Below are 16,281 nucleotides of genomic sequence, written 5' to 3'. Positions count from 1 at the left end.
GAGTCAATGATGAATATGCCCGCAATCAAACCCGCCGCCGTGAAGGCGCCGGAACAAGCGAAAACCGCGATCTCGGCCCTGTGGCGTCCGGCGCTGGTGCAAGCTTTCGTCAAGCTCGACCCGCGCCAACTGGTGCGTTCGCCGGTGATGCTGGTGGTCGAACTGACGGCGATTTTCACCACCGTGCTGTGCTTCATCCCGGACAACGTCGTGCCGACTTTCGTCGCCGCGCAGATTGCCCTGTGGCTGTGGTTCACCGTGCTGTTCGCCAACTTCGCCGAAGCCTTGGCCGAAGGTCGCGGCAAGGCCCGCGCCGACAGCCTCAAGGCTGGCAGCGAAGGCCTCAGCGCGCGGCGCAAACTGGCCAACGGCAGCTTCCAGGTGGTGCCTGCCGCCAGCCTGCGCAAAGGTGACGTGGTGCGCGTCGAAGCCGGGGAAATGATCCCCGGTGACGGCGAAGTCATCGAAGGTATTGCCGCGGTCAACGAAGCGGCGATCACCGGTGAATCGGCGCCGGTGATTCGCGAGTCCGGTGGCGATCGCTCGGCGGTCACTGGCAACACGCGCCTGGTGTCCGACTGGTTGTTGGTGAAGATCACCGCCAACCCCGGTGAATCGACCCTCGATCGCATGATCGCCCTGGTCGAAGGCGCCAAGCGCCAGAAGACCCCGAACGAAGTCGCGCTGGATATCCTGCTGATCGGCCTGACCCTGATCTTCCTGCTGGTGGTGGTGACCCTGCAGCCGTTCGCCCACTTCGCCAACGGCAGCCTGCCGCTGGTGTTCCTGGTGGCGCTGCTGGTCACGCTGATTCCGACCACCATCGGTGGCCTGTTGTCCGCCATCGGTATTGCCGGGATGGATCGACTGGTACGCCTGAACGTGATCGCCAAGTCCGGTCGCGCCGTGGAGGCGGCCGGTGACGTGCACGTGCTGCTGCTGGACAAGACCGGCACCATCACTTTCGGTAACCGCCGTTGCAGCGCGGTGTATGCGGCGCCGGGTGTGAATGGTCGCGAACTGGCCGAAGGCGCGTTGTTTGCCTCGCTGGCGGACGAAACCGCCGAAGGCAAATCCATCGTCGAGTACCTGCGCGGTCTGCATCCGCAAACCGAGCCGGCACTGGATACCTTGACTGCTGTGCCGTTCAGTGCGGAAACCCGCTTGTCCGGTGTCGACTATCAGGGCCGCGTGTACCGCAAGGGCGCAGTCGATTCGCTGCTGGCCTTCCTCGGTCAACAACGCTCCGATCTGGCCCCGGCGCTGTCGCGGGAAATCGACAAGATCGCGCAGAGCGGCGGTACGCCGTTGCTGGTCTGCGCCGACGGCAAGCTACTGGGTGCGATCCATCTCAAGGACGTGGTCAAGCCAGGCATTCGCGAACGTTTCGCCGAGCTGCGCAAACTGGGGATTCGCACGGTGATGGTCACCGGCGACAACCCGCTGACCGCTGCGGCCATCGCGGCAGAAGCGGGCGTCGATGACGTGCTCGCCGAAGCGACTCCGGAGAAAAAACTGGCGCGTATCCGCCTTGAGCAGAACGACGGTCGTCTGGTCGCCATGTGCGGCGACGGCGCCAACGACGCCCCGGCGCTGGCCCAGGCTGACGTCGGCATGGCGATGAACGACGGCACACAAGCCGCACGCGAAGCAGCCAACATGGTCGACCTCGACAGCGACCCGACCAAGCTGCTGGACGTGGTGCAGATCGGCAAGGAATTGCTGGTGACCCGTGGCGCGCTGACGACTTTCTCCATCGCCAACGACGTCGCCAAATATTTCGCGATTCTGCCGGCGCTGTTCGCCGCGATCTATCCGCAACTGGGCGTGCTGAACATCATGCACTTGACCAGTCCGCAGAGCGCGATCCTCTCGGCGATCGTCTTCAACGCCTTGATCATCGTCGTGCTGATTCCACTGGCACTGCGTGGCGTGCGCGTACAGGCAGCGAGTGCCGCGGCACTGCTGCGGCGCAATCTGCTGATCTACGGACTGGGCGGGATTCTGGTGCCGTTCGTGGGGATCAAGGCGATCGACATGCTGCTCACGGCTTTGCATTTGGTTTGAGGTTGGAAGAGCCCCTCACCCTAACCCTCTCCCGGAGGGAGAGGGGACTGATCGAGGTGTTTGTAAGAGGCGTACCGACCTGGGATAGCGAGCCAAACTCAGGTCTGGAAAAGCGCAGAGATCGGCTCCCTTTCCCCTCGCCCCCTTGGGGGAGAGGGCTGGGGTGAGGGGGAAAAGATCTCCCTGGTACCCCGCAAAAGTTTGCCCAACGAATTCGAGGATTTTGCAATGTCCACAATGATACGTCCGGCCCTGAGCCTGCTGGTGCTGATGACCCTGATCACCGGCGTGGCCTATCCACTGGTGGTGACCGGCGTTGCGCAGGTCGCTTTCCCTGAACAGGCCAACGGCAGCCTGGTGCACGACGCCGATGGCAAGGTGCGCGGCTCGTCGTTGATCGCCCAGGATTTCGTCGGTGATGCGTGGTTCCATCCGCGCCCTTCGGCGGGCGCCTTTGCCACCGTGTCCAGCAGCGCCAGCAACCTCGCGCCGAGCAATCCGGCGCTGGCCACGCGGGTGATCGACGACGCCAACAAGTTGCAGGTGCCCGGCCAGGGGCCGGTGCCATTGGCGCTGCTGACCACCTCCGGCAGCGGCCTCGATCCGCACTTGCCACCGGCGGCAATTGCCTATCAACTGGCGCGTGTCGCGCAAGCGCGCAACCTGCCTATGTCGACTTTGCAGCAACTGCTCGATGCGCACATCGAACAGCCGCTGGTGGGGCCGCCGGTGGTGAACGTGCTGGAGCTGAACATGGCGCTGGAAAAACTGTAATTCTGCGGCGCGGCCATTCGCGAGCAAGCTCGCTCCCACAAGAGCAACACTGAACCTGTGGGAGCGAGCTTGCTCGCGAAGAGGCCATAACTGGCAACGCATAAACATCTGACTGAAGAGATCAAGCATGAGCGACTCCGGCCGCGCCGACGCGCTGTTAGCAGACCTGCCCCGCGACGGCCGTGGCCGGCTGAAGATTTTCCTCGGCGCCGCCCCCGGGGTCGGCAAGACCTACGCCATGCTCCAGGCCGCGCACACGCAATTGCGCCAGGGCGTGAAAATCATCGCCGGTGTCGTCGAAACCCATGGCCGTGCAGAAACCGAAGCGCTGCTCGGCGGTTTGCCGCAGCAGCCGCTGGTACGCTCGGAATACCGTGGCGTGATGCTCGAAGAAATGGACCTCGACGGCCTGCTCGCGGCCAAACCCAAGCTGGTGCTGGTGGACGAACTGGCCCACACCAACGCCCCCGGCAGTCGTCACGCCAAGCGCTGGCAGGATATTCAGGAACTGCTTGCCGCCGGCATTGACGTCTACACCACGGTCAACGTCCAGCACCTGGAAAGTCTCAACGATCAGGTGCGCGGCATCACCGGCGTGCAGGTGCGTGAAACCCTGCCGGACTGGGTGCTGCAGGAAGCCTACGAACTGCTGCTGATCGACCTGCCGCCGCGTGAATTGCTGGAGCGTCTGCGCGAAGGCAAGGTCTACGTGCCGGAACAGGCGCGGGCGGCGATCGACGCGTTTTTCACCCAGACCAACCTTACCGCGTTGCGCGAACTGGCGATGCAAACGGCGGCCGCGCAGGTTGATAACGATCTCGCTCAAGGCTATCGCCAACTCGGTCAGGCAGCTCCGGCGGTGCGCGGGCGTTTGCTGGTCGGCGTCGATGGCGATGCGCATGCCGAACGCCTGGTGCGTCACGCCAGCCGCGTGGCCCAGCGCCGGCATTTGCCGTGGAGTCTGGTGCATGTCGACAACGGCACAGTGCGCGACGAGCAATCGCGCCTGCGCCTGCAAAATGCCCAGCAACTGGCCGAACGCCTCGGCGGCGAAGTGGTGTTGTTACGCGCCGGTGAAGTGGCGAAAACCCTGATTCAGCATGCTGCCGAACGCCGGGCGAGTCTGCTGCTGGTCGGCCAGTCGCGGCCGAGTCTGCGCCGTCGCCTGTTCGGTGGCGGGCTCGCCGCGCGTTTGCTGCGCCAGGCCCACGGCCTGGAAATCAACGTCCTCGACAACGACCATGAGCACCCGCAACAGCGCCTGCGAACGACGCCGACGCTGGTCTGGTTCGACTATCTGTTAGCGCTGGTTGCCACGCTGTTGGCCAGTGCCCTGGCCTGGGCGGTATCGAGTATTTTGCCGCTGCCGAACATCTCGCTGGTGTTCCTCGCGGCGGTGTTGCTGGTGGCGGTGCGCAGCAGTCTGGGCCCGGCGCTGGCCTGCGCGGCTTTGTCGTTTCTGACTTACGATTTTCTGTTTATTCCGCCGAATTTTTCCTTCGCCATCCAGCGCGAAGAAGATGTTCTGACCTTGCTGTTCTTCCTGCTGATGGCGGCGCTCACCGGCAATCTCGCGGCGCGTCAGCGGCGGCAGTTGCAGGCGTTGCGCGATACGCAGGAAGAGACCACGGAGCTGCTCGATCTGTCGCGCAAACTGACTGCGGCAACGGATCGTCAGGCGGTAGTCAGCGCTGCGGCGCAGCACCTCAACGGCTGGAGCGATCTGCAATTGTGCCTGCTCAACCGCGACGGGCAGGGCGGCTGGAAAGTCGAGACCGGCGGGCCTCTGGAATTCAGCGAATCGGAGCGCGCCGCCGCCGACTGGGCCTGGCAACACGATCAACCGGCCGGCATGGGCACCGGCACGCTGCCTTTCGGTCGCTGGTGGTGGTGGCCGCTGTCGGTGGAGGACGGGCCGCTGGCGCTGCTCGGGGTCTGCGCCAAAGAGGGCCAGACCTTGAGCGGCCAGCGTCGACGCCTGCTCACCGCGTTGAGTCAGCCACTGGCGCAGGCGCTGGCGCGGGCGCAACTGGCGGACGATCTGGAAGCCGCGCGCCTGCACGGTGAAACCGAGCAGTTGCGCAGTGCGCTGCTGGCCTCGGTATCGCATGATCTGCGCACACCGCTGACCGCCATGCGCGGCAGCATCGACAGCCTGCTGGCCCTCGGCGAAGCCATTCCGCTGGAGGATCGCCGCGAGTTGCTCGAAGGCACCCGCGACGAAGCCGAACGCCTCGATCGCTACATTCAGAACCTGCTGGACATGACCCGCCTCGGCCATGGTGCATTGAAGCTCGCGCGCGACTGGGTAGCGCCGGCGGACATCGTCGGCAGTTCGCTCAATCGCCTGCGTGCGGTGCTCGCGCCGTTGCAGGTCAGCACCGATGTGCCGTCCGAGTTGCCGCTGCTGTTCGTGCATGCGGCGCTGATCGAGCAGGCGCTGGTCAATGTGCTGGAAAACGCTGCACGCTTCTCGCCGCCACACGGGCGTTTGCAATTGAGTGCTGGTGCCAATAACGAAGAGATCTTCTTCACGGTCAGCGACGAAGGCCCGGGGATTCCCGAGGACGAGCGAGCGAAAATTTTCGACATGTTCTACACCGCCGCGCGCGGCGATCGCGGCGGGCAGGGCACCGGTCTGGGGCTGGCGATCTGTCAGGGCATGGTCGGCGCGCATGGCGGCCGGATCAGCGTCGCCGACGGCATCGACGGGCGCGGCACCAGCATCACCCTGCACCTGCCGTTGCAGACGCAACCGGGGATGGACAATGAAGCCTGATCGCGACTGCGCTACTCTCTTGCCAATCTTTTGTGTTGATGTGAATTCATGAGCCAGACCGCGACCATTTTGGTCATCGATGACGAACCGCAGATCCGTAAATTCCTGCGCATCAGCCTCGCCTCACAAGGCTACAAAGTGCTCGAGGCCGGCACCGGTGCCGAAGGCCTGGCCCAGGCGGCGCTGAACAAGCCCGACTTGCTGGTGCTCGACCTCGGCCTGCCGGACATGGACGGCCAGCAGGTGCTACGCGAGTTTCGCGAGTGGGCCACCGCGCCGGTGCTGGTGCTTTCGGTGCGGGCCAGCGAAGGGCAGAAAGTCCAGGCGCTGGATGGCGGCGCCAATGATTACGTGACCAAGCCGTTCGGCATTCAGGAATTTCTCGCCCGGGTCCGTGCGTTGTTGCGTCAGGCACCGGCCGGCGAGGCCCAGCAAGCGGCGCTGACGTTCGGCCCGTTGACCGTGGACCTGGCCTATCGACGAGTGCTGCTCGACGGTGCCGAAGTGGCGCTGACCCGCAAGGAATATGCGGTGCTGGCGCAACTGGCGCGGCACCCGGGGCGGGTGATCACCCAGCAGCAATTGCTCAAGGACATCTGGGGGCCGACGCATACCGAGGACAGTCATTACCTGCGGATTGTGGTCGGGCATTTGCGTCAGAAGCTGGCGGATGATCCGACGCGGCCGCGGTTTATTGTGACGGAGGCGGGGGTTGGGTATCGGTTGTTGAGTGACAACAATCTGTAGGTTTTGTGTCGCCTGGTCTGGCCTCATCGCGAGCAGGCTCACTCCTACAAGGTTTTTGTGAACGGCGCAGATCCAATGTAGGAGTGAGCCTGCTCGCGATGAGGGCCTTACATCCAGCGGAGACCTTTCAGATACTCAACTCTGCTCACTCTCATACCGATCCAGCGTATCCCGCGCAATCTCCCGCCCCAGCGCGATCAGTTCCGGCGCCTTGTAGAACTCGAAAAACCGGCACACGCGCTTTGGCACGTTGATCAGGATGTCCGGCGGATAGCCGGCGATCTTGTATTGCGCCAACGAGGTCTGCATCACCTCGAAACTCTGGTTGATCAGGTCCAGCAGTGACGCCGGCCCGACGTTGTCGATGATGAACGAGCCGGTGGCGGACTTCGGCGCGCCTTCGCGCTCGGGTGCCGCTGCCGGTTGCTGACTTTCCGGTTCGCTGCCTTCCAGCCATGGGTTGATGTCCGCCGCCTCCGCGCGCAGCGCTTCCTGCTCAAGCAACAGCAATTGCTCGGCCTGTTTGCGCCGGAACGGCATCTTCGAACCCAGCGAACTGAGCAAACTGTCAAAGCGCGAACGAAACGCTGGCGGGCGCTGAATCACCGGCAATTTGTAGTGGCGCTGGTTGGTCGCGTTGAGGTTGACCGCGATGATCAGGTCGCAGTGGCTGGAGACCACCGGAACGATCGGCAACGGGTTGAGAATGCCGCCGTCCACCAGCATCCGGTTGCCCTGCATCACCGGGGTGAACAGGCTGGGAATCGCCGCCGAGGCGCGCATCGCCTGATGCAGACAGCCTTCCTGAAACCAGATTTCCTGCTGGTTGGTCAGGTCGGCGGCGACGGCGGTGTAGGGAATGCGCAGGTCTTCGATATTGATCTCGCCGACGATCTTGCGGATCTGCCCGAAGACCTTTTCGCCACGTATCGCCCCGAGGCGAAAACTCACGTCTACCAGCCGCAGCACGTCCAGATAATCGAGGGTTTCGATCCAGGTGCGGTACTCGTCGAGTTTGCCTGCGGCATAGATCCCGCCGACCACCGCGCCCATCGAACAACCGGCAATGCAGGCAATGTCGTAACCGCGTCTTTCGATTTCCTCAATGACCCCGATATGGGCATAGCCCCGGGCGCCACCGGAACCCAGCACCAGTGCGACACGCTTTTTCATCAAACTTCCTCCCGACAAGGCTCCACAATGCACCCATCCGGGGGCGGGCGACAATCGCCAGGGTCGTTCGGGGCGGCAGCAGAGTCGTTTTCCGATACTGTGTGACCCGTCGGGGTTATCTTTTCGTTACCGCAGATTCACCGGGCGCCAAGGCACTTTTTTCGCGCCGCAACGTCTTACCTGCACGACTGTTGACCTATTTTGAGGTGTGAGTGATGAAAGCCTGGATCTGTGTGCCGTTGATTGCGCTGGCATTGGCCGGTTGCGCGGGCAAGACTGCTTATCGCGACAGCTGTGGCAGTCAGCTGGATGCGGCGTGGCATGAGCTGGACCTGGCCAAGGCCGAAGGTTTCGCCGGCACGGTCAGCTACTCCAAGGCGCTGTCGCTGCTGACGGCGGCCAAGACTCAGCAGCAATTCGAAGGCTTTGAAGGCTGCAGCAACAAGGCCGAGAAAGCCCGTTTCTATATTCGCGAATCCCGCGCCGGACGCTAAGCTGCTGACTTGACGCAAGGATGCGCCTGCCTTCTCACGGCAGACTCATCCTTCAAGCCATGTGAATCAGGAGCAAGCGATGTCTGCGTTGGTGGATCGGTTAGTGGCTCATGTCCTGAGCCTGGAAGTGCGATTGCTGGCCTGTCAGGCGCGCCTGACTGCGCGTACCGACCCCGAGGCGCTGCACGACTTGCGCACCACGGTGCGGCGCTTGCGCAGCCTGTTGCGACCCTTGCGTGGTTTGCCCGGAGTCGAGCAACTGGAAGGTGCCGCCTCGGCGGTCGGTCAGTTGACCACCCCGTGGCGCGATCGCGAGGTACTGGCGGCGTACCTGCTCAAGCATGATCAACCGCAAGCCGCACAGCGACGCATGGCGCAAATGGACGAAGCCTATCCAGCATTGGCAGCGAGCGCCGAAGTGGCTTCGCTGCTGATCATTCTCGACGCTTTCCCACGATTCCTGCGTGCCTCCGAGCGTCAGGGCCTGCTCAAGGGCCTGGGCAAACGCATCGAAAAACGCCTGCACAAACAATGGAAGAAACTCGACGAGGCGCTGCACGATCCCGCCCACGACCGCCATCGTCTGCGCTTGCTGATCAAGCGCGTGCGGTATGGCATCGAAGCCTATCCGGAACTGGATCGCCTGCCTGAGCCGGCGCTGGAGCGGCTGAAGTCGGCGCAGGGCGCGCTGGGTGACTGGCACGATTGCTGGCAGTGGCTGGCGCGGGCCGAACTGGAAAGCGATCTGCAACCGTGCGTCGCGACCTGGCAGGCGGGCCTGATCAAGTCCGAAGCCAAGGCCGATCGGGTGCTGGAAAAACTCAGTTCAAGCTGCTTCAAATCCTGAATCTACTCAGATCCCTGTGGGAGCGGGCTTGCTCGCGAAAGCGGTGTGTCAGTCACAGATGTGTCTACTGATACACCGCTTTCGCGAGCAAGCCCGCTCCCACATTCGATTATCTTCCTGACCTTAAGGCCTTTCTGTCAGTCCATTTGACCGGAATAGACGCTGCGGCGCTCTGCCATGCTGGTTAAGATCGCTGCATTCCTTTTTCGCTTGCCGAGGTTGTCATGCGCTTTTCCGATCTGATCGAGGCGGTTCGTCGCCAGCCAGAAGTGACCATTCCTGCCGAGTGGGGTCAGGGTCGGGCCAGTTTTGGTGGCCTGGTGGCGGCGCTGCAATACGAAACCATGCGCGCGAAAGTGCCGGCGGAGCGTCCGGTGCGTTCGTTGGCGATCACCTTTGTCGGCCCGGTCGAACCGGAAGTCCCGGTGAGCTTCGAAGTCGATGTGTTGCGCGAAGGCAAAGCGGTCAGCCAAGTGCTGGGCCGGGCTGTGCAGAACGGTCAGGTAGTGACGATCGTGCAGGGCAGCTTTGGTGCTTCGCGACCTTCGGAAGTCGCAGTCGAGGCCTATCCGGCAGCTGAAATGAAACACTGGGAAGAATGCCAGGAGCTGCCGTACATCAAGGGCGTGACCCCGGAGTTCATGCGCCATCTGGCGATGCGCTGGAGCGTTGGCGGCATGCCGTTCACCGGCAACAAGTCGCGACAGATGGGCGGCTGGGTGCGTTTGCGTGGCGATGTGAAGGAAGAGCCGGTCAATGAGGCGCATCTGCTGGCGCTGGTGGATGCGTGGCCACCGGCCTTGTTGCCGTACCTGAAGAAACCGGCACCGGGCAGCACGCTGACCTGGACTATTGAATTCGTGCAGCCGTTACGCGAGTTGAGCACGCTGGACTGGTGCAAATACTTGGCAGACATCGAATACGCCGCCGACGGTTACGGCCATGTCGCCGCCAAGCTGTGGAGTGCGGACGGGGAGTTGATCGCCATGAGTCGTCAGACCGTAACGATTTTTGCCTGAATCAATGCCGACGGTGGCGCTCACGCCAGGCGCGCCACCAGCCGCCACTGAGGAAGAACCGCGGAAAGGTCAGAAACTGCTCGACCAGCAAGCGTGACACGGCATCTTTGCGATCACTGAACGGCTCGGAGGCTTGCGCCTCCAGGCTGTGGCCGTGGCGCTGCAGACCCAGCGCCGCGACGATACCGATTACGCCGATGGCGATACTGGCCAGACTCAAGCTGAACACGCCGGACACGATCAACAGAAATGCAACGATAAACAGCGGCACGGCAATCAGGTGCAGCACCAGATTGGTCGGGTGCTGGTGATTGTTCGGGTACGCGCGCCATTGCCACGCGGGAAGATTGGGGTGACGTTTGCCCATGTTGACTACTCCTCGATCCATGTTGAACACATGCTTGAAGAATAGGCCGGGGCGGGTGGGGCGGCGAATCAAGGTTGGCTATGGCGGTGATAGGCGCAATGGCTGGATTCGATGGTGTTGCAATTGACGCCATCGCGAGCAGGCTCACTCCTACAAAGGATCTGCTGCGCACACAAATCCCCTGTAGGAGTGAGCCTGCTCGCGATGAGTCCCTTAAAGTTTGAGTTGACCGATGGCCTTGCTCAACTCCCCGGCCAATGTCGCCAACTCATTGCTGGTAGTCGCCGAATCCACGGTCTGTTGCACGGTGTTTTCGGTCACATCACGAATGCTCACCACCGCCCGATTCATCTCTTCCGCGACCTGACTCTGCTGCTCCGCCGCCACCGCAATCTGCGTGTTGCTCTCGCGCATCTGCGCCACGGCGCCAGTGATTTCCGCCAGCGCTTCACCGGCTTCCTGCGCCTGCTGCACGCAGTCGTCGGCCTTGTACGAACTCTCCTGCATGAAGTCCACCGCATCGCGGGTGCCGGCCTGCAGCGCTGAGACCATGGTGGTGATTTCATCGGTGGAGGTCTGCACGCGCTTGGCGAGGTTGCGCACCTCATCAGCGACCACCGCAAAACCGCGGCCCATCTCGCCGGCACGGGCCGCTTCGATGGCGGCGTTGAGGGCCAGCAGATTGGTTTGCTCGGCGATGCTGTGAATCACACTGACTACGCCGTTGATCTTCTGGCTGTCTTCGGCCAGGCGCTGAATCATCTCGGCGGTCTGCTGCACACCGCTGGAGAGTCCGGCAATCGACTGTTGCACGCGGCTGACCACTTGCTGGCCGCTGCCCGCCAGACCATCGGCGGTCTGCGACAGGTCACGGGTGGCGCCGGCGTGCTGGGCGATGTGATAAACCGTGGCGGTCATTTCATTAATTGCGGTGGCGGCCTGATCGGTCTCGCTCTGTTGACCGAGCATGCCGTGGCGCACTTCGTTCATGCTCGCCGCCAGACGCGCAGCGCCGACGTCGAGTTGCCGCGCGGTGTTGGCGACCGTGGTGACCACGCGCTGATAACCGGCCTGCATCGCGTTGAACGCATTGGCCATTTGCCCGACTTCGTCCTTGCAGGCCAGCGGCACGCGGGCCGAGAGGTCACCACTCTTCTCTACATGTAGCATCACGTCTTTCAAGGTGTTGAGCTGACTGAGCAGGAAGCGGATCAGCAGTTGCGAAGCGCCGAGCATGGCCAGCATCAGGATGAACACCGCCACGGCGTAGTTGGCGAAACGATCACTGAACACTTGCGCCAGACTTGGGCCATAGGCGATGACCGCGACTTGCTCGCCGTCGGCACGGCTGAACACTTCAGCGCCCAGCAGCGGGTTGTTGCCGAACAGCGGCAGATGATTGATCTCGTTCCAGCCGTTGCTATCGCTGATCTCCAGCAGCGGTTGATCATTGAGGCGCGGCGCTTCCCCGCGTTTGAAGGTCAGCACCTGATCGGCCTTGGGCAGCGCCTGCCCAGCCGGCCACGCCTTGAGCAATTGTGCCTGGGCCTGAGCGGAAGCCTGTGAGGCGTGGCTGCGTGCCTGCTGCTCAAGCTGCACGGCATACAGCACCAGCAGCAGGGTGGTGACGAAAGCGACCGCATTGACCGCCCAGAATTTGTATTTCAGCGAGATATTGCTAAGCCAGGCACCCATGGAGGTCTTCTCTGATAGCGGAAACAGTTTTGGCAAGGTGCCAGCATTGTGCCGCTATGCGGATCTGAAGATCTTGATACAGGTCAACAGGTTCTACGCTGAGCCCCCTTTGTGGGAGCGGGCTTGCTCGCGAATGCGGTGGTTCAGTTAATTAACAATGACTGACACACCGCCTTCGCGAGCAAGCCCGCTCCCACAATGGGATTTGAGGTGTATCAGGGCAGGGTGGGCAGGTTGAAGAATGCGCGGGCGCACGCTGTGGTATGTGCTGCCAGATCTTCCTCGGTCTCGCCCCGATGCAGCGCCACTTCGCGCAGCACCTCGGTCAGATATGCCGGTTCATTACGGCCGTTCTTCGGCTTTGGGCGCAAGGTGCGAGGTAGCAGGTACGGCGCGTCGCTTTCGAGCATCAGCCGTCCGCGCTTGATCTCTTTGACCAGCGGATGCAAATGCGTGCCCCGGCGCTCGTCGCAGATCCAGCCGGTGATGCCGATGTGCAGGTCCAGATCGAGGTAACTGAACAGGGCTTTTTGCTCGCCGGTAAAGCAGTGCACCACGGCGGCGGGCAGTTGATCGCGGAAGTCCCTGAGGATTTCCAGCAGACGCTGACTGGCATCCCGCTCATGCAGGAACACCGGCAACTGCAGTTCTACCGCCAGCGCCAGATGTTCTTCGAGGACTTTTTCCTGTTGCGGGCGCGGCGAGAAATCACGGTTGAAATCCAGCCCGCATTCGCCCACGGCGACCACGTTTTGCTCTTGCAGCAGACTGCGCAAACGACGCGCGCTGTCAGCGTTCCAGTCACTGGCCGAATGCGGGTGAATGCCAGCGGTGGCAAACAGCCGCTGGCCGCTTTGATCCAGTTGCCGGCAGAGCTCCAGCGCCTGCTCGCTACTCTCGACGCTGGTGCCGGTCAGCACCAGTTGGCAGACCCCGGCAGCATAGGCGCGGTCGAGCACGGCCTGATGTTTTTCGGCGAAACTGGGGTTGGTCAGGTTGACGCCGATATCGATGAGTTGCATGGTTCTACCTCGGGCCGAAGGCCGGAAAGCATACCAGAGCTGTAGATTTATAAGAAAAGCCAAGAACTACAACGAGTTATAGCTGTCTTTTGATGCCGTGACGTAGCCCGGGTTGGCAGAAAAGCCATCACTGTGCCAGTCTCTCGCACTTTGCCAGCGCTCCAGGCGCTCTGTTTTCGTCGGTGATTTCGACCGTTCAGCGGTGAAATCACCCCGTATTCTTTCCGGAGAGTGGATGCATCGTCCCTCGGTTTTGCTCCTGTTGTGCGCGTCACTGCTGCTGCTGCCGATAACGGCGGTTGCGCGCTTGCCCGGGCCACAGCAAGCCGTGCCGGCCGCCAAGGTTCGTGACCTGGCGGAGATCCGTAGCAGTCGAGTGTTGCGCGTGCTGGTCAATCAGAGTCGCAACAGTTCCGGTGAAGTCCAGGGTCAGGCCATCGGCGTCGAATACCATCGCCTGCGTGCCTTCGAGCAATACCTCAATGGCCACGCCCGCGATGGTCAGGAAATTACCCTCAAGATCATTCCCAAAGCCAAGGATCAACTGCTTGGCGCGTTGCAGCGCGGCGAAGGTGATCTGGTCGCGCCCGGTGAGCTGCTCGATCTGCAACCCGGCTACGCGGTGGCCAGCAGTGAGCCGATTGCCAGCAACGTGCCGCTGGTGCTGGTCGGCATCAAAGGCGAGCGCCGTTACACCAAGGTCGAGCAGCTTTCCGGCAAGATCCTGGCCTTGCCGACCGGCAGTGCGGCGGGGGAGGCGGTCAGCCAGCTCAATCAGAAACTGGCGTTGCACAAACTGGCGCCGATCAAGATCGAATGGGTTGACCCTACGTTGGCGGTCGAGGACGTGCTGGAGATGGTGCAGGGCGGGATTTTCCACCTGACCATCGTCGAGCAACCGATCGCCGAGCGTTGGGGCAAGATCCTGCCCAAGCTGCGTTTCGACCGGCAATTGATGATCAGCGAGCCGGGTGAGGAATACTGGTTCGTGCGCCGTGATGCCTCGATGCTGCGGGCGAGCATCGATCGTTTCCTGGTCGGCTACAGGAAGCCGGCGAACGAGGATGCAGAGTTTCTGCGGATTTATCGACGGCTCTATCAAGTGCACTATCCGTTGGCCAAGGCTGACCGCCAGCGTCTGGAGAAGCTGCGCCCGACCCTGCAAAAACACGCCGACGCGCAAAGCATGGACTGGCTGAACCTGGCGGCGCTGGCCTTCAAGGAGTCAGCCCTGCAACCCAGCGCCCGCAGCGGCAGTGGTCCGACCGGGTTGATGCAGATTACCCCGTCCGCGGCGCAGCGAGTCGGTGTGAGCAACATCCAGAATCTCGATGCGAATGTGCAGGCCGGGGCCAAGTACCTGGCGATGATTCGCCGCAAGTTTTTCAACAGTCCGAAACTCAATGAGCGCGAGCGCATGGCGTTCACCCTGGCGGCCTACAATATCGGCCCGGAGCGGGTGCAGGGCATGCGCGCCGAGGCACGGCGGCGCGGGCTGAATCCGAACCAGTGGTTCTTTCAGGTCGAGCGCATCGCCATGGAGCAGGTGGGCATGGGCCCCGTCAGCTATGTTAATAGCGTGAACAAGTATTACCTGGCGTTCGACCGGGAGCGGGAGTCGCTGGAGCCCCGGGGACAGAAAGTCGCTTCACGGAAATAATCTAATAATTTGATTGTTATGGCGGAATAATTGCGCTTTTAACATGAATTTAACTGATTAATATAGCGGCCAATCCCAACACACTTCTCGCAAAACAAGGAATGCCCCATGAGCTCTCTGATCAACAAGGTTCTGTTCACTCGCGCCGGTTACGGCCTGACCATTCTGCGTATCGCGGTCGGCGTGATCTTCGCCGCCCACGGTTCGCAAAAACTGTTTGGTCTGTTCGGTGGTTACGGTCTGGCGGGCACCGCGCAATACATGGACAGCATCGGTCTGCACCCGGGTTACCTGATGGCCACGCTGGCTGGCGGTACCGAGTTCTTCGCCGGTCTGGCGCTGATCATCGGCCTGCTGGCGCGCCCGGCGGCGCTGGGTCTGACCTTCCTGTCGCTGGTGGCGATCTTCACCGTACACATCAGCAACGGTCTGTTCATGGCCAACAACGGTTACGAGTTCGCCCTGGCGCTGCTCGGTGGCAGCCTCGCGGTGATGATCGAAGGCGCCGGCAAGCTGTCGGTGGATCGCGCCATCGCCGGTTGAGCGCTCTGGCTCAAGCAAAAGGCCCGCATTGTGCGGGCCTTTTTTGTTGCGGCCGATTCTTGACACTCATCGGTCACGTTATCTAGGATGTTGCTCATGCGCCGATTTAAACAGCTACTTGCGGGGCGCCAGGTGACTCAGACAGTTGCCGTCAGAAGCCGGAACAGGGCTTCGAAATACCGCTAAAGCGCTGGTTCGGTGTTGCCTCTCACCTGCCATGCAGACTTTTGAGGCAGAGACACGACACGATGAATGCACTACGCCCTCCAGCACGTCCCGCGCCGATCACGGCACATATCACCCAGCGCAACCCGAAAATCCTGCTTGGCGGCAAACATCAGCCGACGCTGTTGCGTTATCTCGATGGCTGGCCACGTCGCAGCGGCGGTCCTGCCGCGTTCCTGATCCAGTTTGTTGAAGACGGCGAGTCGCTGGCGCGGTTCGCCAGTGACAGTTTTGACCTGGCGGTGATTCAGGCACCGAGCGCTGAAGACGCTCCGGAAATGATCAAGCAACTGACCCGCGTTGCGCGGCAGGGTTTGATCACCCGCCGCTGAAACGCTCAGGGATATTCGATCGCCACGATATAGACAAACTGCTCACCGGTTGGCGTCTGTACCCGGACTTCGGCGTCCAGCGCCTTGCCGATCAAGGCGCGGGCCAGTGGTGAGTCGATGCTGATCAGACCGAGTTTCAGATCCAGTTCATCCGGACCGACGATGCGGTAGCGCGACTGCTTGCCGTCTTCGTCCTCGATGGTGACCCAGGCGCCGAAGTAGACCTTGTTCGGATCGCTGGGTTTTTCGCTGACGACCTTCAGTGCTTCGAGACGCTTGGTGAGAAATCGCACGCGGCTGTCGATCTCGCGCAGCATTTTCTTGCCGTAGGTGTACTCGGCGTTTTCCGAACGATCACCCTGCGCCGCTGCTTCGCTGACCGCTTGCGTCACCTGCGGGCGGCGCACATGCCACAGCTCATGGAATTCGGCGCGCATCCGCGCTTCACCTTCAGGGGTGATCAGCGCGGTGCCGGCGGTGCGGGGAGGGCGATAACGGCTCATGGCAACTTCTTGTGGTGACGAAGGCTGGAGTCTA

Annotated in this window: 15 protein-coding genes; 10 read left to right on the top strand and 5 right to left on the bottom strand. The window is 62.1% G+C overall.

The annotated features are described in order from the left end of the window. Positions 1 to 9 precede the first annotated feature (9 nt). The 4 genes from kdpB to E4T63_RS19565 all read left to right on the top strand — a co-directional run bounded on the left by kdpB (position 10) and on the right by E4T63_RS19565 (position 6,367). Positions 10 to 2,067, top strand: a complete 2,058-nt coding sequence (gene kdpB, locus E4T63_RS19580) for a potassium-transporting ATPase subunit KdpB (RefSeq protein WP_135296299.1) — start codon at positions 10 to 12, stop codon at positions 2,065 to 2,067. A gap of 228 nt (positions 2,068 to 2,295) precedes the next feature. Beyond that, positions 2,296 to 2,841 carry a potassium-transporting ATPase subunit KdpC gene (gene kdpC / locus E4T63_RS19575; protein ID WP_096794945.1) on the top strand — a complete coding sequence of 182 codons (546 nt, stop codon included), beginning with the start codon at positions 2,296 to 2,298 and terminating at the stop codon, positions 2,839 to 2,841. A gap of 127 nt (positions 2,842 to 2,968) precedes the next feature. After that, positions 2,969 to 5,620: a sensor histidine kinase gene (locus tag E4T63_RS19570; RefSeq protein WP_135296298.1), complete on the top strand. Its 2,652-nt coding sequence runs from the start codon at positions 2,969 to 2,971 to the stop codon at positions 5,618 to 5,620. A 48-nt stretch (positions 5,621 to 5,668) separates the two neighbouring features. Next, complete coding sequence (locus E4T63_RS19565) at positions 5,669 to 6,367, top strand: response regulator (RefSeq protein WP_097088324.1); 699 nt, start codon at positions 5,669 to 5,671, stop codon at positions 6,365 to 6,367. A gap of 135 nt (positions 6,368 to 6,502) precedes the next feature. Here the strand turns inward: E4T63_RS19565 and E4T63_RS19560 are convergent, their stop codons facing one another. Next, complete coding sequence (locus E4T63_RS19560; RefSeq protein ID WP_135296297.1) at positions 6,503 to 7,540, bottom strand: patatin-like phospholipase family protein; 1,038 nt, start codon at positions 7,538 to 7,540, stop codon at positions 6,503 to 6,505. 215 nt (positions 7,541 to 7,755) lie between these two features. On the opposite strand from E4T63_RS19560, the gene E4T63_RS19555 reads away from it, so the two are divergent. The 3 genes from E4T63_RS19555 (at position 7,756) to E4T63_RS19545 (ending at position 9,900) form a co-directional block, all read left to right on the top strand. After that, positions 7,756 to 8,034: a hypothetical protein gene (locus E4T63_RS19555; protein ID WP_007963692.1), complete on the top strand. Its 279-nt coding sequence runs from the start codon at positions 7,756 to 7,758 to the stop codon at positions 8,032 to 8,034. A gap of 79 nt (positions 8,035 to 8,113) precedes the next feature. Beyond that, positions 8,114 to 8,881 (top strand): CHAD domain-containing protein, encoded by a 768-nt coding sequence (locus E4T63_RS19550; protein WP_135296296.1) that lies wholly within the window; start codon positions 8,114 to 8,116, stop codon positions 8,879 to 8,881. Between the two features lie 224 nt (positions 8,882 to 9,105). Beyond that, positions 9,106 to 9,900: an acyl-CoA thioesterase gene (locus E4T63_RS19545; protein ID WP_135296295.1), complete on the top strand. Its 795-nt coding sequence runs from the start codon at positions 9,106 to 9,108 to the stop codon at positions 9,898 to 9,900. A 1-nt stretch (position 9,901) separates the two neighbouring features. On the opposite strand, the gene E4T63_RS19540 is transcribed toward E4T63_RS19545, so the two are convergent. The 3 genes from E4T63_RS19540 to E4T63_RS19530 all read right to left on the bottom strand — a co-directional run bounded on the left by E4T63_RS19540 (position 9,902) and on the right by E4T63_RS19530 (position 12,984). Further along, complete coding sequence (locus tag E4T63_RS19540) at positions 9,902 to 10,267, bottom strand: Mpo1-like protein (protein ID WP_027612458.1); 366 nt, start codon at positions 10,265 to 10,267, stop codon at positions 9,902 to 9,904. Positions 10,268 to 10,480: 213 nt separating this feature from the next. Then, entirely contained in the window at positions 10,481 to 11,962 is a 1,482-nt protein-coding gene (locus E4T63_RS19535) for a methyl-accepting chemotaxis protein (protein ID WP_098964916.1), read from the bottom strand. 215 nt (positions 11,963 to 12,177) lie between these two features. Then, positions 12,178 to 12,984, bottom strand: a complete 807-nt coding sequence (locus E4T63_RS19530) for a TatD family hydrolase (protein ID WP_098964914.1) — start codon at positions 12,982 to 12,984, stop codon at positions 12,178 to 12,180. A gap of 235 nt (positions 12,985 to 13,219) precedes the next feature. On the opposite strand from E4T63_RS19530, the gene E4T63_RS19525 reads away from it, so the two are divergent. The 3 genes from E4T63_RS19525 (at position 13,220) to E4T63_RS19515 (ending at position 15,744) form a co-directional block, all read left to right on the top strand. Next, the gene (locus tag E4T63_RS19525; RefSeq protein WP_098964912.1) at positions 13,220 to 14,644 is read left to right on the top strand and encodes a transglycosylase SLT domain-containing protein; all 1,425 of its coding nucleotides are present in this window, start codon (positions 13,220 to 13,222) and stop codon (positions 14,642 to 14,644) included. 108 nt (positions 14,645 to 14,752) lie between these two features. Further along, positions 14,753 to 15,187 carry a DoxX family protein gene (locus E4T63_RS19520; RefSeq protein WP_041069491.1) on the top strand — a complete coding sequence of 145 codons (435 nt, stop codon included), beginning with the start codon at positions 14,753 to 14,755 and terminating at the stop codon, positions 15,185 to 15,187. A 248-nt stretch (positions 15,188 to 15,435) separates the two neighbouring features. Continuing rightward, entirely contained in the window at positions 15,436 to 15,744 is a 309-nt protein-coding gene (locus E4T63_RS19515) for a hypothetical protein (protein WP_003226820.1), read from the top strand. Between the two features lie 5 nt (positions 15,745 to 15,749). On the opposite strand, the gene greB is transcribed toward E4T63_RS19515, so the two are convergent. Further along, positions 15,750 to 16,247 carry a transcription elongation factor GreB gene (greB, locus tag E4T63_RS19510; protein WP_016770885.1) on the bottom strand — a complete coding sequence of 166 codons (498 nt, stop codon included), beginning with the start codon at positions 16,245 to 16,247 and terminating at the stop codon, positions 15,750 to 15,752. Positions 16,248 to 16,281 lie beyond the last annotated feature (34 nt).

The organism is Pseudomonas fluorescens, from assembly GCF_004683905.1.
Taxonomy (GTDB): Bacteria; Pseudomonadota; Gammaproteobacteria; order Pseudomonadales; family Pseudomonadaceae; genus Aquipseudomonas; species Aquipseudomonas putida_A.
Note: the sequence above shows the minus strand (reverse complement) of the source record. Positions and strands in the feature narration are given on the sequence as shown.